29 protein-coding genes are annotated in these 26,732 nt (G+C 48.9%); 15 read left to right on the forward strand and 14 right to left on the reverse strand.

All coding sequences use genetic code 11. The features are described from left to right. Positions 1–25 precede the first annotated feature (25 nt). Both ACY2IG_RS15020 and rho read right to left on the reverse strand, forming a co-directional pair. Positions 26–271, reverse strand: a complete 246-nt coding sequence (locus ACY2IG_RS15020; protein ID WP_023469546.1) for a type B 50S ribosomal protein L31 — start codon at positions 269–271, stop codon at positions 26–28. A 91-nt stretch (positions 272–362) separates the two neighbouring features. Next, positions 363–1,736, reverse strand: coding sequence for a transcription termination factor Rho (gene rho / locus ACY2IG_RS15025; protein WP_462618153.1), 1,374 nt, complete (start codon positions 1,734–1,736; stop codon positions 363–365). Positions 1,737–2,091: 355 nt separating this feature from the next. Between rho and ACY2IG_RS15030 the strand changes: the two genes are divergently transcribed. Further along, positions 2,092–2,769 carry a C40 family peptidase gene (locus ACY2IG_RS15030; RefSeq protein ID WP_035410719.1) on the forward strand — a complete coding sequence of 226 codons (678 nt, stop codon included), beginning with the start codon at positions 2,092–2,094 and terminating at the stop codon, positions 2,767–2,769. A gap of 399 nt (positions 2,770–3,168) precedes the next feature. Here the strand turns inward: ACY2IG_RS15030 and glpX are convergent, their stop codons facing one another. The 5 genes from glpX to ACY2IG_RS15055 form a co-directional block, all read right to left on the reverse strand. After that, positions 3,169–4,134, reverse strand: coding sequence for a class II fructose-bisphosphatase (glpX, locus tag ACY2IG_RS15035; protein WP_035410722.1), 966 nt, complete (start codon positions 4,132–4,134; stop codon positions 3,169–3,171). 32 nt (positions 4,135–4,166) lie between these two features. Continuing rightward, complete coding sequence (gene murA / locus ACY2IG_RS15040) at positions 4,167–5,414, reverse strand: UDP-N-acetylglucosamine 1-carboxyvinyltransferase (RefSeq protein WP_462618154.1); 1,248 nt, start codon at positions 5,412–5,414, stop codon at positions 4,167–4,169. 28 nt (positions 5,415–5,442) lie between these two features. Beyond that, complete coding sequence (gene fsa, locus ACY2IG_RS15045) at positions 5,443–6,090, reverse strand: fructose-6-phosphate aldolase (protein ID WP_023469552.1); 648 nt, start codon at positions 6,088–6,090, stop codon at positions 5,443–5,445. Between the two features lie 154 nt (positions 6,091–6,244). After that, positions 6,245–7,099 (reverse strand): class II fructose-1,6-bisphosphate aldolase, encoded by an 855-nt coding sequence (gene fba / locus ACY2IG_RS15050; RefSeq protein ID WP_058704156.1) that lies wholly within the window; start codon positions 7,097–7,099, stop codon positions 6,245–6,247. Between the two features lie 132 nt (positions 7,100–7,231). Continuing rightward, the gene (locus tag ACY2IG_RS15055) at positions 7,232–7,606 is read right to left on the reverse strand and encodes a response regulator (RefSeq protein ID WP_035410731.1); all 375 of its coding nucleotides are present in this window, start codon (positions 7,604–7,606) and stop codon (positions 7,232–7,234) included. 94 nt (positions 7,607–7,700) lie between these two features. Here ACY2IG_RS15055 and ACY2IG_RS15060 point away from each other — a divergent pair, with 94 nt between their 5' ends. After that, a complete protein-coding gene (locus tag ACY2IG_RS15060) occupies positions 7,701–8,210 on the forward strand; it encodes a DUF2529 family protein (RefSeq protein WP_035395788.1) in 510 nt (169 codons plus the stop codon). Positions 8,211–8,312: 102 nt separating this feature from the next. Here the strand turns inward: ACY2IG_RS15060 and ACY2IG_RS15065 are convergent, their stop codons facing one another. Continuing rightward, positions 8,313–9,908, reverse strand: coding sequence for a CTP synthase (locus ACY2IG_RS15065; protein WP_047394418.1), 1,596 nt, complete (start codon positions 9,906–9,908; stop codon positions 8,313–8,315). 267 nt (positions 9,909–10,175) lie between these two features. Beyond that, the gene (rpoE, locus tag ACY2IG_RS15070) at positions 10,176–10,700 is read right to left on the reverse strand and encodes a DNA-directed RNA polymerase subunit delta (protein WP_035410737.1); all 525 of its coding nucleotides are present in this window, start codon (positions 10,698–10,700) and stop codon (positions 10,176–10,178) included. Between the two features lie 170 nt (positions 10,701–10,870). On the opposite strand from rpoE, the gene ACY2IG_RS15075 reads away from it, so the two are divergent. The 4 genes from ACY2IG_RS15075 to ACY2IG_RS15090 all read left to right on the forward strand — a co-directional run bounded on the left by ACY2IG_RS15075 (position 10,871) and on the right by ACY2IG_RS15090 (position 12,663). Further along, complete coding sequence (locus ACY2IG_RS15075; RefSeq protein ID WP_056064132.1) at positions 10,871–11,314, forward strand: GNAT family N-acetyltransferase; 444 nt, start codon at positions 10,871–10,873, stop codon at positions 11,312–11,314. A 45-nt stretch (positions 11,315–11,359) separates the two neighbouring features. After that, entirely contained in the window at positions 11,360–11,677 is a 318-nt protein-coding gene (locus tag ACY2IG_RS15080) for an ArsR/SmtB family transcription factor (protein ID WP_035410742.1), read from the forward strand. Between the two features lie 65 nt (positions 11,678–11,742). Continuing rightward, a complete protein-coding gene (locus ACY2IG_RS15085; RefSeq protein WP_035410744.1) occupies positions 11,743–12,171 on the forward strand; it encodes a DMT family transporter in 429 nt (142 codons plus the stop codon). A 12-nt stretch (positions 12,172–12,183) separates the two neighbouring features. Further along, on the forward strand, positions 12,184–12,663 hold the full coding sequence (locus tag ACY2IG_RS15090) for a DMT family transporter (RefSeq protein ID WP_035395771.1): 480 nt from the start codon (positions 12,184–12,186) through the stop codon (positions 12,661–12,663). 343 nt (positions 12,664–13,006) lie between these two features. On the opposite strand, the gene ACY2IG_RS15095 is transcribed toward ACY2IG_RS15090, so the two are convergent. From ACY2IG_RS15095 to ACY2IG_RS15105, 3 genes are read right to left on the reverse strand one after another with little or no spacing between them, the layout of a single operon-like run. Continuing rightward, positions 13,007–13,477 carry a heme-degrading domain-containing protein gene (locus tag ACY2IG_RS15095; RefSeq protein ID WP_462618155.1) on the reverse strand — a complete coding sequence of 157 codons (471 nt, stop codon included), beginning with the start codon at positions 13,475–13,477 and terminating at the stop codon, positions 13,007–13,009. Beyond that, the gene (locus ACY2IG_RS15100; protein ID WP_462618156.1) at positions 13,465–14,514 is read right to left on the reverse strand and encodes a Gfo/Idh/MocA family oxidoreductase; all 1,050 of its coding nucleotides are present in this window, start codon (positions 14,512–14,514) and stop codon (positions 13,465–13,467) included. The genes ACY2IG_RS15095 and ACY2IG_RS15100 overlap by 13 nt, the downstream gene beginning before the upstream one ends. After that, the gene (locus ACY2IG_RS15105) at positions 14,511–15,266 is read right to left on the reverse strand and encodes a DeoR/GlpR family DNA-binding transcription regulator (RefSeq protein ID WP_056064125.1); all 756 of its coding nucleotides are present in this window, start codon (positions 15,264–15,266) and stop codon (positions 14,511–14,513) included. The genes ACY2IG_RS15100 and ACY2IG_RS15105 overlap by 4 nt, the downstream gene beginning before the upstream one ends. A 127-nt stretch (positions 15,267–15,393) precedes the next feature. Between ACY2IG_RS15105 and ACY2IG_RS15110 the strand changes: the two genes are divergently transcribed. From ACY2IG_RS15110 to ACY2IG_RS15120, 3 genes are all read left to right on the forward strand, one after another. Continuing rightward, on the forward strand, positions 15,394–16,227 hold the full coding sequence (locus ACY2IG_RS15110) for an SDR family oxidoreductase (RefSeq protein ID WP_329469375.1): 834 nt from the start codon (positions 15,394–15,396) through the stop codon (positions 16,225–16,227). 381 nt (positions 16,228–16,608) lie between these two features. Further along, positions 16,609–16,938: a potassium channel family protein gene (locus tag ACY2IG_RS15115; protein WP_035410757.1), complete on the forward strand. Its 330-nt coding sequence runs from the start codon at positions 16,609–16,611 to the stop codon at positions 16,936–16,938. A gap of 13 nt (positions 16,939–16,951) precedes the next feature. Beyond that, positions 16,952–17,602, forward strand: a complete 651-nt coding sequence (locus ACY2IG_RS15120) for a hypothetical protein (protein ID WP_056064119.1) — start codon at positions 16,952–16,954, stop codon at positions 17,600–17,602. Positions 17,603–17,658: 56 nt separating this feature from the next. Here the strand turns inward: ACY2IG_RS15120 and mgtE are convergent, their stop codons facing one another. Next, on the reverse strand, positions 17,659–19,011 hold the full coding sequence (gene mgtE / locus ACY2IG_RS15125) for a magnesium transporter (RefSeq protein WP_035410763.1): 1,353 nt from the start codon (positions 19,009–19,011) through the stop codon (positions 17,659–17,661). Positions 19,012–19,242: 231 nt separating this feature from the next. Here mgtE and ACY2IG_RS15130 point away from each other — a divergent pair, with 231 nt between their 5' ends. The 4 genes from ACY2IG_RS15130 (at position 19,243) to ACY2IG_RS15145 (ending at position 22,325) form a co-directional block, all read left to right on the forward strand. Continuing rightward, positions 19,243–19,980 carry a metal ABC transporter ATP-binding protein gene (locus ACY2IG_RS15130; RefSeq protein ID WP_290753078.1) on the forward strand — a complete coding sequence of 246 codons (738 nt, stop codon included), beginning with the start codon at positions 19,243–19,245 and terminating at the stop codon, positions 19,978–19,980. Continuing rightward, the gene (locus ACY2IG_RS15135; protein WP_308102073.1) at positions 19,977–20,822 is read left to right on the forward strand and encodes a metal ABC transporter permease; all 846 of its coding nucleotides are present in this window, start codon (positions 19,977–19,979) and stop codon (positions 20,820–20,822) included. Before ACY2IG_RS15130 ends, ACY2IG_RS15135 begins: the two co-directional genes overlap by 4 nt. Next, positions 20,819–21,736 carry a metal ABC transporter substrate-binding protein gene (locus ACY2IG_RS15140; RefSeq protein ID WP_462618157.1) on the forward strand — a complete coding sequence of 306 codons (918 nt, stop codon included), beginning with the start codon at positions 20,819–20,821 and terminating at the stop codon, positions 21,734–21,736. Before ACY2IG_RS15135 ends, ACY2IG_RS15140 begins: the two co-directional genes overlap by 4 nt. Positions 21,737–21,812: 76 nt before the next feature. After that, the gene (locus ACY2IG_RS15145; RefSeq protein WP_214852058.1) at positions 21,813–22,325 is read left to right on the forward strand and encodes a PCYCGC domain-containing protein; all 513 of its coding nucleotides are present in this window, start codon (positions 21,813–21,815) and stop codon (positions 22,323–22,325) included. A 71-nt stretch (positions 22,326–22,396) separates the two neighbouring features. Here ACY2IG_RS15145 and ACY2IG_RS15150 read toward each other — a convergent pair whose 3' ends face one another. After that, a complete protein-coding gene (locus ACY2IG_RS15150; protein ID WP_035410778.1) occupies positions 22,397–22,822 on the reverse strand; it encodes a hypothetical protein in 426 nt (141 codons plus the stop codon). 189 nt (positions 22,823–23,011) lie between these two features. Here ACY2IG_RS15150 and ACY2IG_RS15155 point away from each other — a divergent pair, with 189 nt between their 5' ends. Together ACY2IG_RS15155 and ACY2IG_RS15160 are read left to right on the forward strand one after the other, a co-directional pair. Next, a complete protein-coding gene (locus tag ACY2IG_RS15155) occupies positions 23,012–24,025 on the forward strand; it encodes a zinc-binding alcohol dehydrogenase family protein (RefSeq protein WP_290788789.1) in 1,014 nt (337 codons plus the stop codon). A 214-nt stretch (positions 24,026–24,239) separates the two neighbouring features. Next, the gene (locus ACY2IG_RS15160; RefSeq protein ID WP_462618158.1) at positions 24,240–26,672 is read left to right on the forward strand and encodes a HAMP domain-containing sensor histidine kinase; all 2,433 of its coding nucleotides are present in this window, start codon (positions 24,240–24,242) and stop codon (positions 26,670–26,672) included. The last annotated feature ends 60 nt before the right edge of the window (positions 26,673–26,732 follow it).

The following is a 26,732-nucleotide window of genomic DNA, read 5'->3' on the forward strand; positions in this document are numbered from 1 at the left end:
CTGTTTTTTAAGAACCGGCAAGTAATTACTTGCGGCCGTATTTTTTGTTGAAGCGATCGACACGACCATCTGCCGCGTTGAACTTTTGACGACCTGTGTAGAATGGGTGCGAGTCTGAAGACACATCCACACGGATGAGTGGGTACTCGTTACCATCTTCCCAAGTGATCGTTTCGTTCGAAGAACGAGTAGAACCGCTTAAGAATTTGTACTCAGTCGTTGAATCCATAAATACTACTTTGTTGTAGTTAGGGTGAATTCCTTGTTTCATGGTTGATTTCTCTCCTTCCGCCCTGGTCCATTTGCTGAGCCAGAGTAAGTTACCTTCCTATACTAAACGATTTTTTTACGCGTCGCAATAGTTATTTTTCCGTCGTCGTTTCCTTCTTGACGGTACGCGGTTTAGCAGGTGCACGTCGGACCGTCTTCTTCTTTTCTTTCTCAAGTTCAGCAAAAAATTCTTCATTATTTTTCGTGTCGCGAATCTTACGCAGGAACGTATCGACGAACTCGTTCGACTCGTTCATCGTCCGACGAATCGTCCAGAGCACATCGAGTTGCTCTTTCGGAAGCAAGAGTTCTTCCTTCCGCGTACCTGATTTGCGAATGTCGATTGCCGGGAAGATTCGGCGTTCCGACAGCTTACGATCGAGATGTAGCTCCATGTTTCCTGTTCCTTTGAATTCCTCATAGATGACGTCATCCATGCGGGATCCCGTCTCGACGAGTGCCGTCGCAAGAATTGTCAAACTGCCACCATGTTCGATGTTTCGCGCCGCACCAAAGAACCGTTTTGGTTTGTGGAACGCTGCTGGGTCAATCCCCCCTGAAAGCGTCCGTCCGCTTTGCGGCACTGTTAAGTTATACGCACGAGTCAAACGCGTGATCGAATCCATCAAGATGACGACATCTTTTTTATGTTCGACAAGTCGCATCGCCCGTTCAAGGACAAGTTCAGAAATCCGCACATGGTTGTCCGGTGTTTCGTCGAACGTTGAACTGACGACGTCTGCTCCCGGAACTGAACGCTCGATGTCAGTTACCTCCTCTGGTCGCTCATCGATCAATAGAATGATCAGCTCGACATCCGGATGATTCTCTTGAATCGAGTTCGCGATTTCTTTGAGGAGTGACGTCTTCCCTGCTTTTGGTGGTGCGACGATCAAACCGCGTTGTCCAAACCCAACCGGTGCAATCATATCCATGACACGAACCGATAAATGACGCGGCTCTGTCTCAAGACGCATTAAACGATCCGGATAGATCGGTGTCAGCGCCGGGAAGAACAAACGGTTACGCGCTGTATCCGGTGCTTCGCCGTTGACGGCTTCCACACTAAGTAACCCTTGGAAACGTTCGTTTTCCTTCGGTGGGCGTACTTTACCTGTGACGACATCACCATTACGTAGATTGAAGCGTCGGATTTGAGAAGCGGCGATATAGATATCTTCAGAGGATTGGGAATAATTGATAGGGCGAAGGAAGCCGAAGCCACCATCGTTTTGCATTTGTGGATTACCAGGGATGACTTCAAGTACCCCTTCGAGGAAATAAAGACCTGTTGATTCCGCCTGTGCTTTTAGAATCTTGAACATCAACTCACGCTTACGGGCTTCCCGATATTGCGGGACATTCTTCGTCTTTGCGATTTCATATAATTCTTTTAATGTCAGCTGGCTCAATTGAGCCAAAGTATAGGAACGTTCAGATTTATCTTTTTTATCAGTTGTTGGCATGTTTTTCACCTATTCTTTATAAATTCAACTGCATTCAGCATACTTCCATACATACATCAGGAGGTATGTAATTTCTTTCGTGAACTAAAGGTATCATATTTTTTTAAATTCGTCGTCAACAATCCTTTGCGTTTCTTACTTTGTAATATTCAAGGATATTATTTCAGTTATGTTACAAAAGCATCTATTTTGTCTTCTAACTGAAAAAACGTTTTTAAGGGCGCGCATGCTAAGATATTCCTGCAGACAAAATTCTTACACAGTTGTAAGGTTCACTGCTTAATTACACACTTAATGATTTCATCATATAACTTACGGACGCAACACACTACATTAAAACGGAGGAATTCTTAACATGAAACGTTTTCTAGCATCGATCGCGACAGCAGCCTTAGTGGTTTCAGGTTTCACATCAGTGGGTACAGGTAAAGTTGAAGCAGCAACAGTCACGAAAGTCAAGATCACGGACAACGGTCTTCGTGTTCGGACAGCTCCTTCTACGAAAGCAAGCATCGTCGGGAAAGTCAACGCTGGTCAAGTCTTTACATACAAAGGCAAATCAGGCAGCTGGACAAAAATCTCATACGGCGGTAAAACACGTTATGTCTTCTCACAATACACAAAGACATACAAATCATCTTCAAGCGCTAAAAAATCAACGAGCACATCTTCTAAACGGACGAAAATCCTGAACGAAGCAGCGAAACATAAAGGTACACCATACGTATGGGGCGGAACGACGACTCGTGGATTCGACTGCTCTGGTTTCACAAGCTACGTTTACAAGAAAGCGGCTGGTAAAACATTGCCACGTACGTCTTCTTCACAATATTCTTCTTCTAAGAAAGTCAGCGTTTCAAGCGTACAACCAGGAGATCTTGTCTTCTTCTCACACGGTAGCGGCATTCAACACGTCGGGATCGCAACAAGTAAGTCAAGCATGGTTAACTCAGAAACAGGTGGCGTTAAATACTCAAGCTTCAAATCAGGGTACTGGGGTTCACGCCTTGTCGGCGCAGGATCTTACCTTTAATTCATCATCTCAAAGCGGTTGAGCATTGGCTCGATCGCTTTTTTTCATCTCATTCAATTCATAAGAAGGAAATAGGATGCATGTCTTCATCACAGGTGCTTCAAGAGGTCTTAGTCGTGAATTCGCTTATCTGTACGATAATGAAATCACGTCCTGCTCGTCAAACGTGAGACAATGCTCTTCAAAACGAAATTTCATGTCGAGCGATTTGGAGGCACTGCAATCTTCCCATACGATTTAACGAAGCGGAAAACGTTAGCACATTTCCTTTTCCTCTAGGAGTTGAGGATGAACGTCTTGATTCCTAGAAACATAGCAAAAAGAGTTGGTGTTTCGGAAATTATCCGAAACACCAACTCTTTTTTATCGATCAAGTCCTCATGTATGAGTCCGTCTCTTTTACTTAATGACAAGCTTCGGTTTTTTCTTAAACGAGTGAATGCCTTCAACGAAACGAACCGTTCCGGATTTCGCACGCATGACGACAGAGTGTGTCTGACCGCCTTGTGCCGTGAACTGGACACCTTTCATCAACTCACTGTCCGTGACCCCTGTCGCAGCAAAGATACAGTCGTCTCCTGCGACGAGATCGTCCATCATGAGAATCTTCGATGGATCTTCGATGCCCATCTTCTTACAACGTTCGATCTCGGCATCGTCTGCTGGTAACAAGCGCCCTTGGAGCTCTCCACCGAGACACTTCAAGGCAACGGCAGCAAGAACGCCTTCCGGTGCGCCACCTGAACCGAGCAAGATATCAATCCCTGTATGCGGGAACGCCGTATTGATCGCACCAGCAACGTCACCGTCACCAATCAAGCGAATCCGTGCCCCTGTTGCCCGAATCCGTTGAATGATTTCTTCATGACGTTCGCGATCAAGGATCGAGACGACGACGTCTTCGATTTCCTTGTTCTTCGCCTTTGCGACGGCTGCGATGTTTTCTTCAATCGTCGCATCCAGACTGATGTGTCCTGCTGCTTCTGGACCAACTGCAATCTTATCCATGTACATGTCCGGTGCATGGAGTAAATCTCCCGCATCCGCAACAGCGAGGACAGCAAGTGCGCCCCATGTTCCTTTTGCGACGATATTCGTTCCTTCGAGCGGATCGACAGCGACGTCAAGTCGTGGTCCATACCCATTTCCTAGCTTTTCTCCAATGTAAAGCATCGGTGCTTCATCCATCTCGCCTTCCCCGATGACGACGGTTCCTTTCATCGGAATCGTATCGAAGACATCACGCATCGCGCTTGTTGCCGCATCATCCGCTTCATTCTTCAATCCTTTTCCCATCCAGCGTGCAGAGGCAAGTGCTGCCGCCTCCGTGACGCGTACAAGTTCCATTGATAGACTTCTCTCCATGTGTATGTCCCCTCTCCCTTGTTACAAATCGGTCAAATCGTTTCACGCCATACGAGGGCGCCTAGTTCCTTCAACTTCTGATCAAATCGTTCGTAACTCTGGTCAAGCACTTTCGCGTGGTGCAATGTCGTCTCCCCTGAAGCGAGAAGTCCCGCCAAGACAAGTGCTGCGCCACCGCGTGGATCTGGTGCCTCGATTTCCGTACCGAGTAAGGATTCGCCACCACGAATGATGATCGAAGCGTCTTCATGCGTGATTCGGGCGTTTAAGCGCCGTAACTCCTGTACATGTCGGAAACGTTGCGGGTACAACTTATCGACAACGATACTCGCTCCTTTCGCTTGCAACAACGCTGCCGAGATGACAGGTTGTAGATCGCTTGGGAATCCACCGTAGTGGAAGACACGAATATCGACCGGCTTCGCCTCATGAAATGTCGCCGTGACGGAATCATCTGTCACTTCGATCAACGCACCATACCGCTCGAGTTTTTGGATAACGCTCTCGAGATGGAGCGGAATGACGTTATCGACGGTGACGCGCCCAAGTGCCGCGCCCATCGTCAAAAACGTTCCTGCTTCCATCCGGTCTGGAATCAAGGTATGCCGGCAACCACTCAGGCGTGAGACACCTTTGATTCGAATCTCATCCGTTCCTGCCCCTTTGACATTTGCTCCCATGTTCGTCAGCATCGTACTGACGTCGATGACTTCTGGATCATAGGCAGCGTTTTCGATGACAGTCGTTCCTTCGGCGAAAACAGCGACGAGTAAAGCACTGATCGTCGCTCCGAATGACGGAAGATCGAGATAGATTCGGTTTCCGACGAGACGGTCGACGCGCATGTAATGGACGCCCTGCTCGTTACGTACGGAAACACCGAGACGCTCCAGTGCTTTGATGTGTAAATCAATCGGTCGTGGTCCGATGGCATAACCCCCAGGCAGACCGACGACTCCTTGTTTGAATCTGGCCGCCAGAACGCTCATAAGGTAGATCGATCCGCGTAACTTGCGCGTCTCCGCACCAGTTAACGGCATCGATTCAACCCGACTTGGATCAATCGTCACCATATCGCCTTGACGTGTCACGACCGTGCCGAGCGTCTCTAAAATCTCGATCATTGTCGCGACGTCGCCAATTTCCGGCACGCCTTCTAGAACGACCGTCTGATCCGTCAGTAGAGCTGCAGCAAGACACGGAATGGCGCTTTGCTTCGAACCACTGATTGATACGGTTCCTTCTAGGCGTTGTTGCCCTACGATATGCAAAATGTCCACGTTCCATCAACCTTTCTCTTCGCTACGATTATTGCTGCGTTTTTTCCCAGTCCGCGAGGAACTTTTCAATTCCTTGCGTCGTGAGTGGGTGGTGTGTGAGTGACTCGATGACCGAGAATGGAATCGTCGCGATGTCGGCGCCCGCAAGAGCAGCGTTCGTCACATGAACCGGGTTCCGGACCGATGCCGCAATGATTTGTGTCGGAATATCATGTACGACGAAAATTTGAGCAATCGTCTCGACGAGGCCCATTCCATCTTGGCCGATGTCATCTAGACGACCGAGGAATGGTGATACGTATGTCGCACCAGCACGGGCTGCGAGTAATGCTTGGTTCGGATTGAAGATCAATGTGACGTTCGTCGTGATCTTCTCTTTTGAAAGTGCTGCGACCGCTTCGAGTCCGGCCGGAGTCATCGGAACCTTAACCGTAATGTTCGGTGCGATCTGGGCAAGTTCCTTCCCTTCGCGAATCATTCCTTCTGCATCAAGCGCGATGACTTCAGCGCTGACAGAGACATCTCCGACGATTTCACAGATTTCACGAAGTCTTGTATGGAAATCGACGCCTTCCTTAGCGACGAGCGATGGATTCGTCGTGACACCATCTAAAATCCCCATTTTATGTGCTTTCTTGATGTCCTCTACGTTTGCTGTGTCAATGAAAAATCTCATCTTTCTCGTTCCCCTTTCATCCCTTGAAATCGCTTACGACTCTATTATAGGTTTTTTTCACGAGAAGTCCTACTGTTTTCCATTAAATACACGTTCACATGATATGAAAAAAGCACGGTAGACCGAAGTCTACCGCACTTTAAAGAGGAGTCGATTAAGCTTTGTTGCTTGAACCGAACTCACGCATCTTACCGATGACAGTTTGTTTGATTGCTTCACGACCTGGTGCGATGAATACGCGTGGGTCATATGCTTCTGGTTTCTCAGCTAACACTTCACGAACGACTTTCGCGAATGAGATTTGGTTCTCTGTGTTAACGTTGATTTTTGAAGTTCCGAGTGAGATCGCTTTTTCGATATCGTGTGTCGGAATTCCAGTTCCACCGTGAAGAACGAGTGGGAGGTTTGTAGCGTCACGGATTTCTTCCATCTCTTTGAATCCGAGGTTTGGTTCACCTTTGTATGGTCCGTGAACAGAACCGAGTGCAGGAGCAAGCGTGTCGATTCCAGTTTCTTTGACGATGCGTACACACTCGTCAAGTTTCGCGTACATGACATCACCGATGACGTCGTCTTCTTGTCCGCCAACTGTACCAACTTCCGCTTCAACTGAAACGCCTTTAGCGTGAGCGTATTCAACGACTGCTTTAGTTGTTTCGATGTTTGTGTCGATCGGGCTGTGCGAATCATCGATCATGACAGATGTAAATCCAGCGTCGATCGCTTCTTTACATTTTTCAACGCTCGAACCGTGGTCGAGGTGGATTGCGACTGGAACTGTGATTTTCATGTCGTGTACGAGACCTTCAACCATTTTCACGACAGTGTAGAATCCGCCCATGTGGCGTGCTGCACCTTCAGATACTCCAAGGATAACTGGTGACTGCTCTTCTTGAGCCGCACCGAGAATCGCTTGTGTCCACTCGAGGTTGTTGATGTTGAATTGACCTACTGCATACTTACCTTCGAGAGCTTTGTTTAACATGTCTGTCATAGATACTAATGGCATAATGACATCCTCCTCTGTTTTGATCGCTGCTTACACGAACTCGTGCAATTTCAGACTGATTATAACATACTGATTCATCGGAACGTATAGCATTTCGCTTGGTTTTTTGGTTTGTGACGGCGACGTGAAGGATTAACCGCTTACATCGTGAGAAATTTGCACAGTCACTTCTTTTTTTAATTCGAAGATGTCAAATGGCTTCCCGAAGAAGGCGACGACCCCTAATCGTTTCGCTTCTTCCATCGCTTCTTTTTCACCGAGTGCCGTCATTAAAATCGTCCGGACACGTCGTCCGATCCGGTCCTGATGACGTAAAACCTCGATCCCGGTCCGCCCCGGCATGTTTACATCCATTAACAGCAAATCATATGCCGCTTCTTGTAAATAGACGATCGCTTCCTCTCCATCGACGGCGACGTCCGTTTCATACCCTTCTGTCCGGAACAATTGTGCAAGTAAGTTCCGGATTCCCGGCTCATCCTCGACGATCAACAATCTGCCTTTCATCTCTGCCACTCCCCCTCTAGTTATTTCCATTCTACACTAAAGCAAAACTTGCTTTATACTGTCCTTGAGAGAAATACAGAAAGGATGAAGAAAAATGATGAAAATCTTAGCTACACAATTCAACGGAAAATTGCAAACGCTCGCAAAACAGGAAGACGAACTATTCGATGTCGTCCGTCTGCTCGCACAGGCGCTCGTCGGAGAAGGCACGGTCTACGTCGACGCTTACGGTGAATGTGAAGGACTCTATCCAATGCTCTCAGAAGGTCCGGATCAGATGAAACGGGTTACGAAAATCAAGGATCGAAAGACACTGCACGCTGTCGATCGCGTCTTAATCTTTACGCCAGATACGGAACGCTCCGACCTTCTCGCTTCTCTTGCCCGCTATGACGCATGGCATACGCCTTATGCGATCGTCACACTCAGTGACGTGACAGAAACGCTCGAGCGTTCGATTGCACCGCTCGCATTGAAGTTTAATAAAGGATTGCTTCCGGCAGAGGACGGTTCACGTCACGGACTTCCGAGTCTTGCCCTTTGCGCGTTCCTCTTGACACATATCTTGACGCAACTACAAGAGATGACGGAAGAGTGGGATTAACACTTTTCTTCTATAATATGTAGTTCTGAATATAATTAATCAAAAAAGACGCGGTAACCTTCAAGATGCTGAAGGTTACCGCGTCTTTGATTATCTTTCTTTTCATTCACCCAGTGAAGCTTGGATGAAGTCATGGAAGAGTGCTTGTGGACGTTCTGGACGCGAGATCAATTCTGGGTGGAACTGACACGCGACGAACCATTTGTGTTCTGGAATCTCGATGATCTCAACGAGACGACCGTCTGGACTCGTACCTGAGAAGACCATGCCGTTCGCTTCGAACTGCTCACGGAATTCGTTACCGAACTCATAACGGTGACGGTGACGTTCGTAGACGAGCTCGCTTGAATACGCGGCACGTGCTTTCGTTCCATCTTCGAGTTTACATGGGTAAAGTCCGAGACGGAGTGTACCACCGAGATCCTCGATGTCTTTTTGTTCTGGCAACAAGTCAATGATTGGGTATGGTGTCGCTGGGTCGATTTCCGCTGAGTGTGCGCCTTCAAGATTGAGTACGTTACGTGCGAATTCAACTGTCGCGAGTTGCATACCGAGGCAGATACCGAAGAACGGTACGTTGTTTTCACGTGCAAAACGTGTCGCTTCGATTTTCCCTTCGATTCCGCGTTCTCCAAATCCACCAGGAACGAGGATTCCGTCTGCTGAACCGAGCAATTCGTTGACGTTTTCGCGCGTCACGTCTTCTGCGTTGATCCAGTCGATTTCGATATCACTGTTGAAGGCGAATCCAGCGTGTTTCAGTGCTTCTGCAACTGAGATGTACGCATCACGCAATTCGACGTATTTCCCGACGAGTGCGATCTTCGTCGTCTTCTCGAGGTGCGTCACTGTGTGGACGAGTTGTTTCCAAGCCGTCATGTCAGCAACTGGTGTGTCGAACTTGAAGTAGTCACAGACGAGTTGGTCCATGCCTTGACGTTGCAAGTTGAGCGGTACTTCGTAGAGCGTCGATGCATCTTGTGCTTCGATGACTGCTTCCGGACGTGTGTCACAGAAGAGAGCGATTTTATCTTTCATCTCTTGTGGGACTGGGTGCTCTGCACGTAAGACGATGATGTCTGGCTGGATACCATAGCTACGGAGTTCTTTGACACTGTGTTGTGTCGGTTTCGTCTTGAGCTCACCTGCTGCTGCAAGATACGGAACGAGCGTACAGTGGACGTACATGACGTTTTCTTTTCCGATATCGTTTTTCACTTGGCGAATGGCTTCGATGAACGGAAGCGACTCAATATCCCCTACTGTTCCACCAATCTCCGTGATGACGACGTCTGCGCCCGTTTCTTTTCCAGCACGGAAGACACGGTCTTTGATTTCGTTCGTGATGTGCGGAATGACTTGGACTGTTCCACCGTTGTAGTCTCCACGGCGTTCCTTCTTGAGGATCGTCGAGTAAATACGACCAGACGTGACGTTTGCGTTCTGGCTCAAGTTGATGTCGATGAAGCGCTCGTAGTGACCAAGGTCAAGGTCCGTCTCTGCGCCATCATCTGTGACGAAAACTTCCCCGTGTTGGTACGGGCTCATTGTACCCGGGTCGATGTTGATGTACGGGTCAAATTTTTGGATCGTGACGTTAAGGCCACGGTTTTTCAAGAGACGAGCGAGCGATGCAGCGGTGATCCCTTTACCGAGTGACGATACGACGCCACCTGTTACGAAAATATACTTTGTCATGTTAAATATTGCTCCCTTCTCTAATTCACATCTCAACAAAACAGAGGTGGTAAAAACAAAAAAGCAAAAGTGCCCCCATAATAGGAGACACTTTTGCTGAAATAAGCACGTTGCTTAAAGAAGCCCATGACTAACTTACGTCATTCGGAAAACTTCGTCAAGCCTAATTTTTCAGAGAAAAATTTTCGCGCTCGTTCGTCAGCCGTCAACGAAAAAACTGCCATTTCTATAGGGAAATAGCAGCTGTACAGTTGTAGTTGATCGTGCTTAGACTTCCTCTTCTTCTTCGAAGTCTTCTAAGTCTTCTTCGTCGAGATCGTCATCGAGATCATCGATGGCTGCGACTTTTTTGAACGTATCCTCGTCTTCGCTGTCGTCAGCTGAATCATAGTCTGCTGTCTTCGCGAATGTATCGAGATCGTCTTCGATCGTCTCGAACTCATCTTCTTCTGCATCATAGTTGAACTCTTCTTCAAACTCATCAAGTTCTCCACGTTGACGCGCTTCGATGACGAGATCCTCATCCGACTTATCAAACGGATACCAAGCGCGGAGTGACCAACGGTTCGCTCCGACGTTAACGAAGTTTCCGTCGATGTTCATGTCTGTATAGAGTTGAGCAAGTTTCTCGAACTTGTCTTCTTCATCTGTAAACGTATGGTACTTTTCGATTTCTGACGTGATGTCATCGAACGTGATTGGCTGTTCGCCAGCTTCTTGCAACATTTCATTGACGAATTCGATCAGCGAAAGATCAGTAATCTCTTCTTTACTTAAACGGCTGAGGCTCATTGTGACGGCCACTTCCTTTCATTTGCGTTCAATCCATTACTTCTCATTATACGCAAAATGGCTTTTAAAAATCCAGTCTCTATTTAAAAAAAGCTCGAATTGATTCTCGATTCGTGTTTTTCCCGCTCCCGAAAAAGGAATATCCAAGAGAGAAGAAGGAGGAATGACAGATGGAGATGACAATCGAACGGGTCAACGATTTTGATGCCTTCAACTGGTTACCAATCTTATCAAAGAGTACACAGGAAGGCTATCCCTTCATCGAACGGATGCTACGCGAACGGCGAAATGAAACGTTCCAAGAGGATGGTGAGGCATTGTTCGTCGCTTTATCTCTTTCCGGACACGTCATCGCGTGCGGGGGGTATATGAAACAAACCGGCACGAACGACGTCGGTCGGATTCGTCATGTCTATGTCTTACCAGAAATACGACACCACGGTGTTGGTACGCAACTACTTGAGAAAATCATCCCGGAAGCACTTTTGACGTATTCCGAGCTCTGGCTCTATACGGACGATGCCAGTACCTTTTATGAACGATTCGGTTTTGAGCCGTATACAGCAACTAAAGTGACACATCGCCTTCTCAAGCATGCATTCGTTCAACCATAAGTGTCTTGAATTGACATATCGAGAATCATCGATTAGTTTAAGCGTATGACAAATCAAGTGGATCTATTCAAGGCATTATCGAACGAGGTACGTCTTGATATCTTACGCTGGCTCAAGGATCCCGAGACTCATTTCAATAAGCCGACGGCCCATCTCGCGACGAATTTGTCGGACAAGGGAGGCATTTGCGTCGGAGATATCCAAGAGAAGGCGAACTTATCTCAATCGACCGTCTCCCAATATCTTACGATGTTGCAAAAAGTCGGATTGCTCGAATCCGAACGTCACGGCAAATGGACGTATTACCGGCGAAATGAAGAAAAAATCCAGGAGCTTGCAGCGTACCTCAAAGGAGAACTTTGATCCGTTCTCCTCGCCTTACATATCGACATTTCTCGATATTTAGATTCGTGAAAGGATGAATTCTGTTGAAAATCGTGTATTACGCACTCGCGTTACTTGCGGGTATCGCTTTAAGTGTCGAAGGAGCAATCTATGGTGAGCTCGGGAACTTCGTCGGAAAACTCGAAAGTAGCTTTTATAATTTCTTCGCCGGTACGATCATCATCGGATTGATCGTCCTCTTCTTCGGAAGGGGTTCACTCGGCTATACATTCCGCGCACCGAAATGGACCTTGCTCGGTGGTCTACTCGGTAGCATCTACTTGACGATCCTGATCATCAGCATCCCGCTCGTCGGTGTCGGTCTCGCCATGATCAGTGTCATTCTCGGTCAAATGGTCGCTAGTATGGTCATCGAACATAACGGTTGGCTTGGTAGTCCGAAACGTCCGATCAATCGCGACAAGCTAATGGCTTCTGCTCTGATGCTCGTCGCCCTATTTCTTATCTTTTAAGGAGGTTCGCTCGTGAATATTCTATTACTCGGTTTTACATTACTCGGTGGCGTCATGCTGAGCGCACAGTCATCTATCAATGGTGCCTTCAGTCAAAAGGCAGGGGCTCTCGAAAGTACGTTTCTGACCTTCTTCACGGGGATGCTGATTCTCGCTTTAGCCATCCTCTTCTTCGGACAAGGAAACGTCCTACTCTTGCTCGAAGCACCTCGTTGGCAACTAAGTGCTGTCCTGTTCGGCGTCAGTTATCTATTCCTGACGATTCTTGCCGTTCCGCAGATTGGTGTCACGGCAGCTAGTATCGCGACCGTCATCGGTCAACTCGCAGCAGGTATGGTCATCGACCACATCGGTGCGTTCGGTGGCGTCGTCGTTCCGCTCGACGGAAAACGTCTGCTTGGTCTGCTTGCGATGCTTGCTGCGCTTTACTTCGTCTATCGCGGGAACACACGCAAAGACGTGTCCGCTTCATCTGATTCGATGGCATCGTGACCGAAGTTTCAGCGTTGATTCCCGTGCAAGACTCCGCTTTCCTCGGGCGGAAGGCGAGCCGCCTCGCCGCTTATGCATCTGCGGGGTCTCACCTATTCCGCTGTCTCGTAGGAGTCTTCGTCTTGCACGTCCATCAACAGAGATCCATCAATCCTCATATACGAAAAGTCCGAACGAGTTCTTTCTCACCCGTTCGGACTTTTTTGGTTCCATTATTTTGTTCTGTGTCCTCACTTCTCCACACGACTTCGACAGGAAAAAGCACAATTTATCGTGCTGTCAGAGACGAACAAGACCCGAGAAAAGCGGGTGGAGCATCGTGAGGACATCTCATGTATCTATATCACTGCTCCAGCTGTTGTCTCTTAAGTAAGCGCAACGCTTCCGTCGCAAGACGATGATCTGCTTCCTGCGATAGACCGGAGACGGTAATCGTACCAACGACACCGACTCCTTCGATCCGGATCGGGAACGCCCCACCGGCATCGACATAATCGGCTGGAGAAACAGCATACATCGTATGATACGAGCGATGTTTGCTCTCATTATACCGACGCATGTACAGCGAGCTATAGCCATGTCGCAAGACGACGTTCGATTTCCGGCGGATCCACTCTTCTTGATCCGGTGCCGTACCATCGAGCGCCGCGTAATATAAACGCTGCCCATTCCGTTTGATTTCAACGGCAATCGACAAGTTTTTCTTCATCGCCCGTCCGATCAACTCATGCCCCATCCCGATCGCTTCCGTGTTCGTCAGTGACGTCAGGACGAGCTCTTCCTCTTCCGCGAGCAGTACTTTCAAATCTTCCATGCATCCCATTCCTTTCGTAAGAGGCGTCGTCCTTCATCACTGCTGATGCGCACTGCTTCAATCAAGCGCATTGTTTTTTCAGCGTCGCGTAAATCGACAGGTACCCGTCCACCGCGAAGTCCTTCCGCCAACTGTTCGTAAAACGTCGCATAACTGCCTGGAAGTGTCGCGAGGCGCTCAACTGGCTGATCGGCGATCTGGAGATAGCCATAGGAGTCCACTTCATCTTCGCCGAGCTGTCCATCGACAGCATGACCTTTCGCAAGCCGTCCTTCTTGTGGATCCATTCCGTATTTGATATAACTGCCGCGTGTCGCATGGAACTCAAAACGCGGTGTCGGTCCTTGGATGAAGGATGCCGAGCGAAGAATGACACGCCGCGTACCGTAATGTAGCGTGACATGGAAACCGTCATCGACAACAGCACCGTCACGTTGCAGGTAAACATCGCCCGTCAGAGCATCCGGTTCTCCAAACAAGGCAAGTGCTTGATCGAGTAAGTGTGAGCCGAGATCAAACAGGGTGCCGGCACCATCACCCGCTTGTTCCCGCCAGCGCTCCCGAACAACCGGGCGATAGCGATCAAAGCGTGACTCAATGACTTGCCAGTCCCCAATTTCGTTCATCTCCATCAATTGTTCAAGTGTCAGGAAGTCCCCGTCAAAGCGACGGTTTTGATAGACGGCGATTTGAACCCCGTGTTGTTTTGCTAACGTTTGCAGCGCCAGTGCTTCTTCGATCGTCACGACGGCCGGCTTTTCGAGTAAGACGTGCTTTTTTGCTTCGATCGCTTGTTTTGCCATTTCGAAATGCAGTGCCGTTGGTGTCGTGATGACGACAAGTTCCGTATTCTCATCTTGCAAAGCTTCAGCGAGTGTCGCGACGACTGTCGCCTCACTGAAATGTTGTGCCACCTGCTCCGGTCGACTCGAGACGACTTGCGTCACTTCAAATGCCGGTAATGCCTGTAAGAACGGAACGTGAAACGTCACCGCTGAAAAACCAAATCCGACGAGCGTCGTTTGAATCGAGTTCATGTTGTTTCCTCCTCTGTCACGTCGAGATCGACATGATAATGATCTAGTCGTTCTTGCCACGTTGCGTCTGGTACTTGATCGGTGACGAGCATATCGATTTGTCCCCAATCACAGACCTTATGCAAAAAGCGTTTATTGAATTTCGTATGATCCGCGAGGACGATGACACGGGTCGCACTTCGAATCATCGCTTTCTTTACGACCGCTTCTTCGAGTTGTTCCGCAAAAAGTCCTTCTTCCGTCAACCCACATGCTCCAAGAAAAACACAATCGACTTGATAATTCAGGATGTCGTCTGCCGTCTTGATCCCACTCAAGCTTCGCGCATGCCGGTCGAAACGCCCTCCCGTGACGTACAGCTCAATATCCATGCGAGCTCCGACATAGTCTGCAATGTCAAGGGAGTTCGTGATGACGTGTAGTGGATAAGGCGGAAGTGCCCGTGCCATCTCAGATACCGTCGTTGCAGCGTCGAGCAATAAGCGATCATTCGCTTGGACGTGACGCGCCGCGCGCTGTCCGATCCGCCGTTTTTCCGGTTTCTCTGTCCGCTGTTCATATGCAAGTGTCCCACCAGCACGGACTAATCCATTCTTAACACGAATGATCTCCCCTTCTTGTTCGAGGACGATGACGTCACGACGTGCGGTATCTCGTGAAATCTGATACTCCTGCATCAGTTGATCCAGCGAAATTTCAGGACTCGTCTTGATCCATTCCCGCATCTGTTGCAGCCGTTCGATTTGCCCCATCGATTCCTACCTCCTTTTTTCTTTATATTAAGTTTTTTCATTACTATATGCAATTTTATTGCAAATAATTCGACGATAATTCGGGTAAATAATAGAAGACAACTACTTTCAGAACGGAGGAATTGATATGCAAACGATATTGATCACGGGTGCTTCTTCCGGTATCGGTCTGGCGACGGCGCAGCGGTTTGCGGAAGCCGGCTGGTCTGTCTACGCTGGTGTTCGGAGTCCGGGTGAGATGACTGTGTCGTTACCGACGCTCACCTTCTTGTCGCTCGATGTCACAGATGAAACAAGCGTGAAGGCAGCCATCCGGCAAATCGAACAAGAGGTCGATCACCTGGACGTTGTATTCTGCAACGCCGGTCATGGTTTACTGCGCGCACTCGGTCAAGCGACAAGTTATGAAATCAAGCAACTCTTCGAAACGAATGTCTTCGGTGTCATCCGAACGATTGAAGCCTGCCTCCCCTTACTCAAACAAGCACCGGAAGGTAGTCACTTACTCGCGACTTCAAGCGTCAGTGGTCTCGTCGGTCAACCGATGAATGAATTGTATTGTGCCAGTAAGTTTGCAATCGAAGGGCTGTTCGAAAGTCTTGCGACCTACTATAAACCGTACTTCAATATCGACGTCACCCTGATTGAACCGGCCGCCGTCGAGACGAACTTTACCGCAAATGTTCTCGATCAACTTGAACGGACGGGTGGCTTACACGAAGACGACTTCAAACCGATCATCACGGCTTATTTGCAGACGTACCGAACGCGACATGCCGACCGCCAATCGGCAGAAGCTCTGGCTGAGGTGATCTTCGAGGTCGTCCACCGTGACGAACGTCCGTTACGAATCCGGACGACGGAAGCCGATGAACATTTCGTCGCCCATAAGACGCATCATGATCCGTCAGGACTCCAAGGTGTCGCTAAAATACGACGGCTGACATTGAATCTCGACTGATTCCCCTTTTTTAAAATTTCAATCCGCCTAAGCAATCTGCGCCCACTATACTGAGACTATCTATCTAAAAATCATCTCGAAGAGCGGAACGCATGCCATCCTTGTTTCTTTTTACGATCGTCTATCTGATTCCGACCTTCATCATGTTCTATATGTCGATTGATATATTTTTACGCACTCCATCACATCCGCAACACTAACTGCTCAGCTTATTCACGTTCGCTTACTTATGGGATGTTCTTCCTCCATTCAAGAAAAATGCCTCTTCACTTGAACTTACAGGTTGATCAGGTGATAGATGGTGTCAAACATGCCGGAAAGAATGATTATCTCATTCATGATACGATGGACTCGACGCACCGATCTTAAAGGAGAGATTCGATGATATCTGTACTGACGATTTTTTCACGCCTATTCAAGGGATTGCGCCGCGCCTTTCACTTGTCTTACTTCCGCGGACTACTGATTCTTTGTTTGTTGACACTCGTCTCTGGGACGATCTTCTACAGTACGGAAGAAAACCTTTCGGTCATCGATGCGCTTTACTTTTGCATCACGACACTGAGTACGGTCGGGCATCCGACATTCATCCCGACGACGACGCTCGGTAAGGTCTTCACGATGGCGTATATCACGATCGGCTGCGGGTTGTTCTTGACGTTAATTGCTACCTTGTCATACGTTTTGATTAAACAACCGGAAGAGGATTAAGGGGGGATCAAGCATGCGTCAATCTGCCATCCAAAACAATTTCGATTGGTGTCGCCTTGTTTGTGAACAAGTCGGATGCCAGGTGACAGAAACCGAATCGACCTGGCTCGCTAAAGGAAGCGTTCCAAGTTATTATCCGGAACTGATGGTTCGCCTTCCTCATCAGCGAATTAATGCAACCGACGTGTACAGCATCAAGGACTGTACGGCGAGCTATGATTTCTCAAGCGCTGGTCTCAGTCACCTGTTCACAGCGGAATGGATGACCCGTCCCGCCATACTCGATCGTCGCGCTCTTCCCGTCGATTGGTCTGTCGTCACGGATGCCACGCAGTTTACTCGCTTCCAAGCAATCCAAGCGACACCGGAGTTACCGGAATCGTTATGGCAACATCCGGACGTCCGCTTTTTCTATTGCGAAGCACAACAGGCAAGTTGCATCGCCTACTCGAACCAAACGACGACCGGATTGATGTACGTTAGTTCCGACTATCTTGATGAACGCTTATGGGATGATATCGCACGCTTGTGCTCCGCACACTTCCCCGGTCAACCACTCGTCGGATACGAATACGGTGATCACCTGATCACGGCGCTCGAAGCAGGCTTTGACGACATCGGTCCACTGGCGGTCTGGATTCGCACGACGCATGAGAATGCATGAAAAAAACCGAACCAATTCCCTTTCTCTTGAAGAGAAGGCGAATCGGTTCGGTTTTTTTACATCAAGCGACTGATGAACGCGGTCGCGATCCCGAAGTAGACGAGGAGCGACAAGATATCGTTCAACGTCGTGATCAGCGGTCCGGACGCAATCGCCGGGTCGATCTTTAAGCGATGTAAGATGAGCGGAATGATCGTTCCAGCCAGTGTTCCAAAAATCAGCGTGATGACGAGTGAGCTGCCGACGACAAGACCTAAGACGGCACTTCCTTGCCAGACGTACGCAATGATAGCAATCAAGACACCACAAATGACACCAATGATCAAACCAACCCAAAGTTCTCGTAGGATTAATCGCGTCGCGACCCGCTTATCGACTTCACGCGTGATCAATCCACGGACGACGACCGCGAGCGATTGGGTACCGGTATTTCCGGTCATCCCAGCAATCATTGGCATGAAAAAGGCGAGCGCGACAACTTTTGAAAGCGTCTCTTCGAACTGACTGATGATCGATCCGGAGACGAGCCCGATGAACAGTAACAAGACGAGCCATGGCAAGCGCCGGGTTGCAGCAATCCACGGCTTCGTCTCGAAATCAATTGATTTACCGGATGCTGAGAGTTTCTCGATGTCTTCATTCGCTTCTTCCCGTAAGACATCGAGTGCATCATCGACCGTAATCAATCCGACGAGAACATCGCCTTCGACGACCGGTAGCGAAACGAGATCATAGCGTTCGAACAATTGCGCGACCTCTTCCTGATCGGTCTCTGCTGCGACCCGAATCACCTTCGTCTCCATGACATCGCTGATTCGTTCCGTATTTTCAGCTAAGATGACGTCCCGGTATGAGATGACACCGACGAGTTCACTGAGTTGATTGACGACGTACACGTAATTGATCGTCTCCGAGTATTCAATGTAGTCACGCATCTTCTCGACCGTCTCACCGACCGTGAAATCCTCTCCCACCCAGATGAACCGGTTCGTCATCAAACGCCCTGCCGTCTCCGGTGGATACGTCAAGAGATTGCGGACGATCAGTGCCTCGTCTGTCCGCATGCTACCAAGCAAACGGTCAGTTTCTTCTGGTCCCAGTTCCTCCAGTAAATCCGCGACATCATCGTTTTCCATTAAATCGAGGACATGCCCGGCGCGCTCGACGTCTAAACGACGCAAGACGGCAAGACGTTGCTCTCCTTCGAGCTCCTCAAGCACATCTGCCAATCGTTCGTGATCGAGATAATCGAGGAGTCGTGCTTGATCGTCTTCTCCTAATTCTTCATACACTTGCGCGATGTCATACGGATAGACTTCTTCGATGACTTGCTGTGCTTGCTCTCGCTTTTCCTTCGCAAGTGCATCGAGCAATAGCCACTTCCATTGTTGTTCTGCTGTCTGACGCAATCTCCTCACCCCCATACGATTCTGCCTTTTCATCTTAGCACGAGTTGATTCGCGATCGATATCGAAAAACAGTTGACAACTGTTTCTCACGGCTTTAAAGTTTGCCTTAAGGAAACATTATTAGTAGACCGAATCTTTCTCTAGTAATGAATCATCAAAAATTTTTAATCTACTTTTTGCCCTAAGGAAACTTTCCTTCTCTATACCATAAAACTAAAGGAGTGAGCATTCATGTACGCCCTTGATGTTAACCGACTCACGGTCTCCTATTTTGATACACATGCACTCGCCGATGTATCCGTCCGTCTTCCGGTCGCTTCGCTGATTGGTATCATCGGACCGAATGGTGCCGGTAAATCCACTTTCTTAAAAGCCATCCTCGGTCTGATTCCCGCTCGGATCGAGCAGTTACGCGTACTCGATCAACCACTCGAAGCTGTCCGGTCACGTGTCGCATACGTCCCGCAACGAAGTGCAATTGATTGGGACTTCCCGGTTCGTGTGCAGGATGTCGTGTTGATGGGCTGTTATCCGAAGCTCGGCTTATTCAAACGACCATCGAAAGCACAAAAAGCGTTCGCCATGGAATGTCTCGAACGCGTCGGTATGTCCGATCATGCCGAACGGCAAATCGGTGAACTGTCAGGCGGACAACAACAACGGGTCTTTCTGGCGCGTGCCCTTGCCCAAGAAGCAGAACTACTGTTGCTGGACGAACCGTTCGTCGGTATCGATGTCGCCAGTGAGCAGATGATCATCGAACTCTTACGGACACTCCGAGCCGAAGGGCGGACGATTGTCGTCGTCCACCATGATCTGCATAAAGCAGAGGACTACTTCGACACGTTGATGCTGTTGAACAAACGACTAATCGCTGTCGGTCCTCCGTCTGATATCTTGACGCCGGAGTGGCTCGAACCAGCGTATGGCTTACCACTATTCGAACGACGCAAGGAGGGACAAGGATGACGTTCATCGAGGCATTACTTCAATATGAGTTCTTACAAAAAGCGATGATCACCGCCATCATGGTCGGCATCATCTGTGGTGTGATCGGCTGTTTCATCATCCTTCGCGGGATGTCGTTGATGGGGGATGCAATCTCGCACGCCGTTTTACCTGGTGTCGCGATTTCTTATCTACTCGGGATCAACTTCTTGATCGGTGCTGTCGTGACGGGTCTCGTGACGGCACTTGGAATCGGTTTCGTTAGCCAGAACAGTCGCATCAAGAACGACACAGCGATCGGCATCCTCTTCACATCCGCCTTCGCCCTTGGGATCATCCTGATTTCGTTCTTACGTAGCAGTAGCGATCTCTATCACATTTTGTTCGGCAACGTCCTCGCGGTCCGTCCGAGCGATATGTGGATGACCGTCATCATCGGATTGATCGTCCTCGGGGGAATCTTCTTGTTCTACAAAGAGTTGCTGATCAGTTCCTTTGACCCGACAATGGCGCAAGCCTATGGACTATCGACACGCTGGATTCACTATGGATTGATGACATTGCTGACACTCGTCACCGTCGCTTCCCTTCAGACGGTCGGCATCATCCTCGTCGTTGCGATGCTGATCACACCAGCTGCGACAGCGTATTTACTGACGAACCGTCTCTCGCGGATGCTGTTCCTAGCAGCAGGCTTCGGTACGCTGTCCGCCATCGTCGGACTGTATTTCAGCTTCACCTACAATTTATCCTCTGGTGCATCGATCGTCCTCGTCGCGACGACGCTGTTCGCACTCGTCTTCATCTTTTCACCACGTCACGGTCTGATGCGTCACCGGAAACGAAAGGAGTCTACGGTATGAAATTAAAATTTTTCCTGTTCGTCCTCCTCAGCACAGTCTTGCTTGCTGCTTGTTCGACACCAGCAGAAGATAACGGAAAGCTGAAGGTCGTTGCGACGTATTCAATTCTCGCTGATCTCGCCCGCGAAGTTGGTCGTGAACACGTTGATGTTCACAGCATGGTTAAGATTGGGGCAAATCCGCATGAGTATGATCCACTTCCGGCAGACGTACAAGCGATGGCGGATGCGGATGTCGTTTTCTATAACGGTCTGAATCTTGAAGCCGACGGTGCTTGGTTCGACAAACTTCGGGCAACGACTGGCAAAGACGCGTCTGACGCGCCAGTCTATCGTTTAAGTCAAGGCGTCGAACCAAAGTACCTGACGACGAAAGGCAAGGAATCAGAAACCGATCCGCACGCGTGGCTCGATGTGAGTAACGGCATTCAATACGTCGAAAACGTCAAGCAGGCATTGATCAAGGAAGATCCGAAGCACAAAGCGGACTACGAGAAAAATGCCGAGGCTTACATCAAACAACTGCAGACGCTTGATCAGGAAGCGAAAAAGCAGTTTGCCGACATTCCGAAAGCAGAACGTCACCTCGTCACGAGTGAAGGTGCCTTCAAATACTTCGGAACTGCCTATGACGTCAAAGCGGATTATATTTGGGAGATCAACTCAGATAATCAAGGAACGCCGGCACAAGTCCGCCGGATCGTCGATACGATCAAGGAGCAAGACATCCCTGTCCTATTCGTCGAAACAAGCGTCGACCGGCGGAGTATGGAGACTGTCTCTCGTGAGACCGGCGTTCCGATCGCTGGCACACTTTTCACCGACTCGCTCGGAGCACCGGGTAAAGACGGCGACACGTACTACAGTATGATGCAAGCGAACATCAAGACGATCACACAAGCACTCACGAAATAAGCGTCAATAAATCGTCATGCTTTCATCGTTTTACTTTCCTTATAATGAAGGTAAGACAATGAAAGAGAGGCCGACTATGCAAAGACGACTGTATCGTTTTGGACTTCCACTTAGTCTCAGCCTGTTGCTCGCTGCATGCGGGACGGCTGAACAGACGGATACTCCAAAAACAGAACACACGAATCACGAAGATCACGCTGATCATGCCAGTCACGGTGCCGATGATCAACTCGAGAAGACCGCGGGACCGGACACGTTACCTGCTTTTCTCGATGAGCAGGATCAATCGATTCAAACAATCTATCGCTCCGTCGCTAAACATCCCGATTTATTGAAGAAGATGCCATGTTATTGCGGTTGTGGTGAATCTGCGGGTCATACGAGCAACTATGACTGCTTCATCGAAGAACAGAATGCTACGTCAACGACCTGGACGACGCACGGCATTACGTGTGGTACGTGTCTCGATATCGCGGCACAGTCGATCGTCGCTTATCAAAAAGGTAGCTCCGTCAAGGAAATTCGGACTGCAATCGATCAAACTTATGCGAAGACCGGTGTCACACCGACGCCAACGCCAGCACTTTAATAAACAGTCCGCCCTCCTCGCGATGAACGTAAGGAAAGGCGGACTGTTTTTTTATCTCATGTGGAGCGTTCTTAACTTCTAGCTCGCAAGACGAGCGGTCGACCCGACAACAGCTCATCCAGTTGATAGTACGTATGTGCCCGAATCGGTCGATCCGTTCGTGGTAAGTGACGAAGTTCATATGCTACTTCGAGTAAGTAAAATTTGTATTCCTCCCCTTCATCAAAACCAAAGCTTGCGCGACGTTCTTCGATATACGCAAGGACACGCTCCTGTTGCGAGAACGAGAGCCGCTGGACTTGTGGGGCGAGTGCCTCGTGCGGAGAGAGCACGATTTCCCGCTCCGTGCGATACAGTCGATGCATGACGCCACCACTTTGACGTAAGGCAATCAAACGCGCGGGTCGATACGGACGGGGGTGCGGATGAGCATGGACGAGGTAACGTTCAATCGTGACTTGAGTCGTTCCTGCCGGTAGAGAGATGACGTCATACATACAAAATCGCTCCTTCTCGAAAATGGATAGCTACTCTCATATGCTACCATATCTATCCAGCATTCTTCCGTTGATGACAGAAGGGGAATCCGTTTTCAAAGTTTCGCAACTGGTTTTAAGACCGAGCGGGCGTGGAACAGATGGAGAGAAACGATTCCTATCTGGAAAGGATGATTGTTGATGTCGAATATGTCCGCTGTCGGTTTCCACCGACACTTACCTTTAACGGAACAAGATAGTCTGATTGATCTGGAACTACCACGACCAGAAGCAACAGGACACGATCTCTTAGTTGAGATCAAAGCTGTCTCCGTCAACCCGGTCGATACGAAAGTCCGTGCCCACGGGAAAGACGAAGACGCCCCGAAGGTCATCGGTTATGATGCAGCGGGAGTCGTCGTTGAAGTTGGCGATGATGCCTCCCTCTTCCAAGTCGGTGATGAAGTGTATTACGCTGGTGCAATTCAGCGCCCTGGATCAAACAGCGACTTCCAACTCGTCGATGAACGAATTGTCGCTAAAAAACCGGAACGGTTGACGTTCAGTGAAGCGGCTGCTCTCCCGTTGACGACACTGACAGCCTATGAAGCATTGACCGATCGTCTCGGATTGACGTTTGATGCTAAGTCGAATCTTAAGAAGACAATCCTCATCATCGGAGCCGCTGGCGGTGTCGGTTCGATTGCGACACAACTTGCGAATCACGCTGGATTGACGGTCATCGGTACCGCGTCACGCGACGAGACGATTGATTGGGCGAAGGAACACGGTGCGCATCATACGATCAATCACCACGACGCATTCCGTCCTCAGCTCGAAGCCCTCGGTTACAAATACGTTGACTATATCTTCTGTCTCAATGCGACGGACCAACATTTCGAGACGATGGTCGATGTGATCGCACCGCAAGGGAAAATCTGTAGCATCGTCGAGACGAATCAAAAACTCGATTTAAGTGCGCTCCAACAAAAGAGTGCGACGTTCGTCTGGGAATTCATGTTCACGCGCCCGCTGTTTGCGACAGATGATATGATTCGCCAACATGAGATTCTGACGCAAGTCGCAGCATGGATCGAAGAGCATACGCTCGAGACGACGGTGACACAGACATTGATCGGCATGAACGCCGACAATCTAAAAGAAGCACACCGTCTCGTCGAAAGTGGAAAAACGATTGGAAAGATTGTCGTTGAACATCATTAATAGGTATCGAAGTAGGATGAGACTAGGCTCTCGTCCTGCTTTTTTGTCGTTCTTTATTTTCTTGTGAACGTGAATCTCTTATTTTGAAGATATTTTATACATTATGACTATATTTATCCGTCTAAAAAATGTACGATTACGGTAACAAATATTCCAATGTAATACATCTAATCGACCCTCGACTCACATATACAAAGGAGCATCCATAATCCATATGCGAAAATGGTTCAATCAAAAGATCAGTCGACAGATCATGTCGTCATTTTATCTCATTCTTATTACCTTATCCGTCTCCTCTTTGGCTGCTTATTTTTATACGAACCACCAAGTCATGGATGCCAAACAAGAGCTCGATGCGATCAGCATGCGCGAAGATCGGGCGACGAAACTCTGGGACGATTGGCAGTCCCTTCAATACGAGATGCGGGGCTATATCGTCTTCGGAGATGACGCCGTGCTCGACGTGATTGATGAAAAGAAGGCATCACTCGAACAACAGACGGCTTGGTTTGAAAAGAATCGCTTATATAAAGCGGATCAAATCTATGCGTCTGATATCCGGTCGCTCTATAATTCTTATACAAATTTCGTCATGCCCAGCTTGATTAAATACGTCCAAGCAAAGCAATCGGGCACGATTGACGAGCGTTTCCTGCAGATGCCGAGTCTAAAAGCGATGATGCCACAAGTACCTCGGGACCCGAATCGGAAGTTCAAGATGAATGCCTCGAACAGTGAAACGATGCGTAAAAGTGTCAACACGATGGAGAGTACGTTCACGAACTACCGGAGTAGTCTCCGCGCGAAAGAACTCGGTGCAAAAGAACAGCTTGTCACGCAGACGAAGTACGCTGAGTGGATTTGGCTCGTCAACCTGATCGTGTTGTTCCTCGTCATCTTGCTGATCGTCCGCCCGTTCATCGAACGGACGACGCGACAAATCCACCTTCTCAGCAAGGAGAGCAAGCTCCTTGCAAGTGGTGAGCATACGTTACCGTTGATTCCGCTGAACCGTGCTGACGAGATCGGTGAATTGAGTAAATCGTTCCATCAGATGGCGACAGCCTTGATTGAAAACAAACACCAATTGATGTCGACGAACGTTAATCTCGAAGATGCGTTGAAACTGACGCAACGGAACGAGTCCCATTTACGGCTACGTAATCAATTGACGGAGACACTTGCGTCGCGTGATAGCATCAGTGCCTATCCTGCCGTCATTCAAAAGATGGTTGAAATCACGAATGCGACGCAAGGTGCCTTGATTTTCAAAGATGGTACGAAAGTGATCGATATCGTCTTTTATCCGCAGACACCGCTCACAGTCGAAGATTGGATGCCAACGATTGAGCCGTTATTACGTGAGTCGCGACAAGACAAACGACCGCATACGCAGTTCGAAGATGAAGTCGCGCGCGCTGTCACACCGGTTCTTGATCCGAGTCAAAATGAGATCATCGCCTATATCTTCTTGTCCCGTAATCAGGATCGGTTTGATCGTTACGAGCAGGAAGAACTCGCTGCCTTCGCGCGTCAGCTAGCGTTGTCACTCCTACGGATGCGGACGTTCGACGAGATTGAACGCGAACGGGAAAAAACAGCGCGACTGTTGAACTCGATCCGTGAATCGATCGTGTATATCGAGCCCGACGGCGACATCCAGTTGATCAACCGACCATTGCTAGATCTGTTTGACCATCCGGTTGATAACAGTCTCGATGAGAATGGGCTGATGAACATCACTCCGTCTGTCGTTCAACTCAAGCATCGCGTCGACCAACTACCGGAATTCGAACGTTACTTGAAAAAGACGTTCGTGAAACGAGAAATCGGTGAAGGAACCACCTTCTCGATCGATCAAGAGCGACGCTTCATCAAGACGTACTCCGAGAGCATTCATTATGGTGGACAGTTCCGCGGGATTCTACTCGTCTTACGTGACGTGACGAATGAAGTCGAGATTGACCGGATCAAAAACGAACTCGTCTCGACGATCTCACACGAACTACGGACACCACTCTCGTCGATCTATGGCTTTACTGAGCTGATGATTCAGCGTGACCTACCACCGAAACGACAGAAGAAGTATCTCGAAGCGGTCCATTCGGAAACAGAACGTCTCTCGCTGTTGATCAATGACTTCCTCGACTTGCAACGGATGGAAGCAAACCGTCAGGAATATGAGATGGCACCGTTCGATATCGTCGCGATGATTCGGGATTTGAAACAGTTGCATAGTCTGTCGTCTTCTTCCCACGCGATTGAAATATTCCGAAACGTCGAACCATTGATCGTCGAAGGGGATGCGAAGAAGATTCGCCAATTATTCAGTAACCTGATCAACAATGCGATCAAATACTCACCAGCTGGTGGAACGATCGATATTCAACTGACGCGACACGCGTCACGTGTCACGGTCGCGATTCAAGATGAGGGTATCGGGATCCCAGCTTCTGCGATGAGTAACCTGTTCCAAAAATTCTATCGTGTTGACAATTCGGACACCCGTCAAATCGGCGGTACTGGTCTTGGGCTCTCGATCTGTCGCGAAATTGCGCGTGGACATGATGGAGAAATCCATGTCGAGTCGATCGAAGGACAAGGCTCGACGTTCACAGTCGAACTTCCGTTGACACAAAACACATGATGCATACGAAAAAGCGCCAGAATGCGAATCAGCATTCCGGCGCTTTTTGAATTAGGTAAT

It is taken from the genome of Exiguobacterium sp. EF_C8 (genome assembly GCF_054956715.1).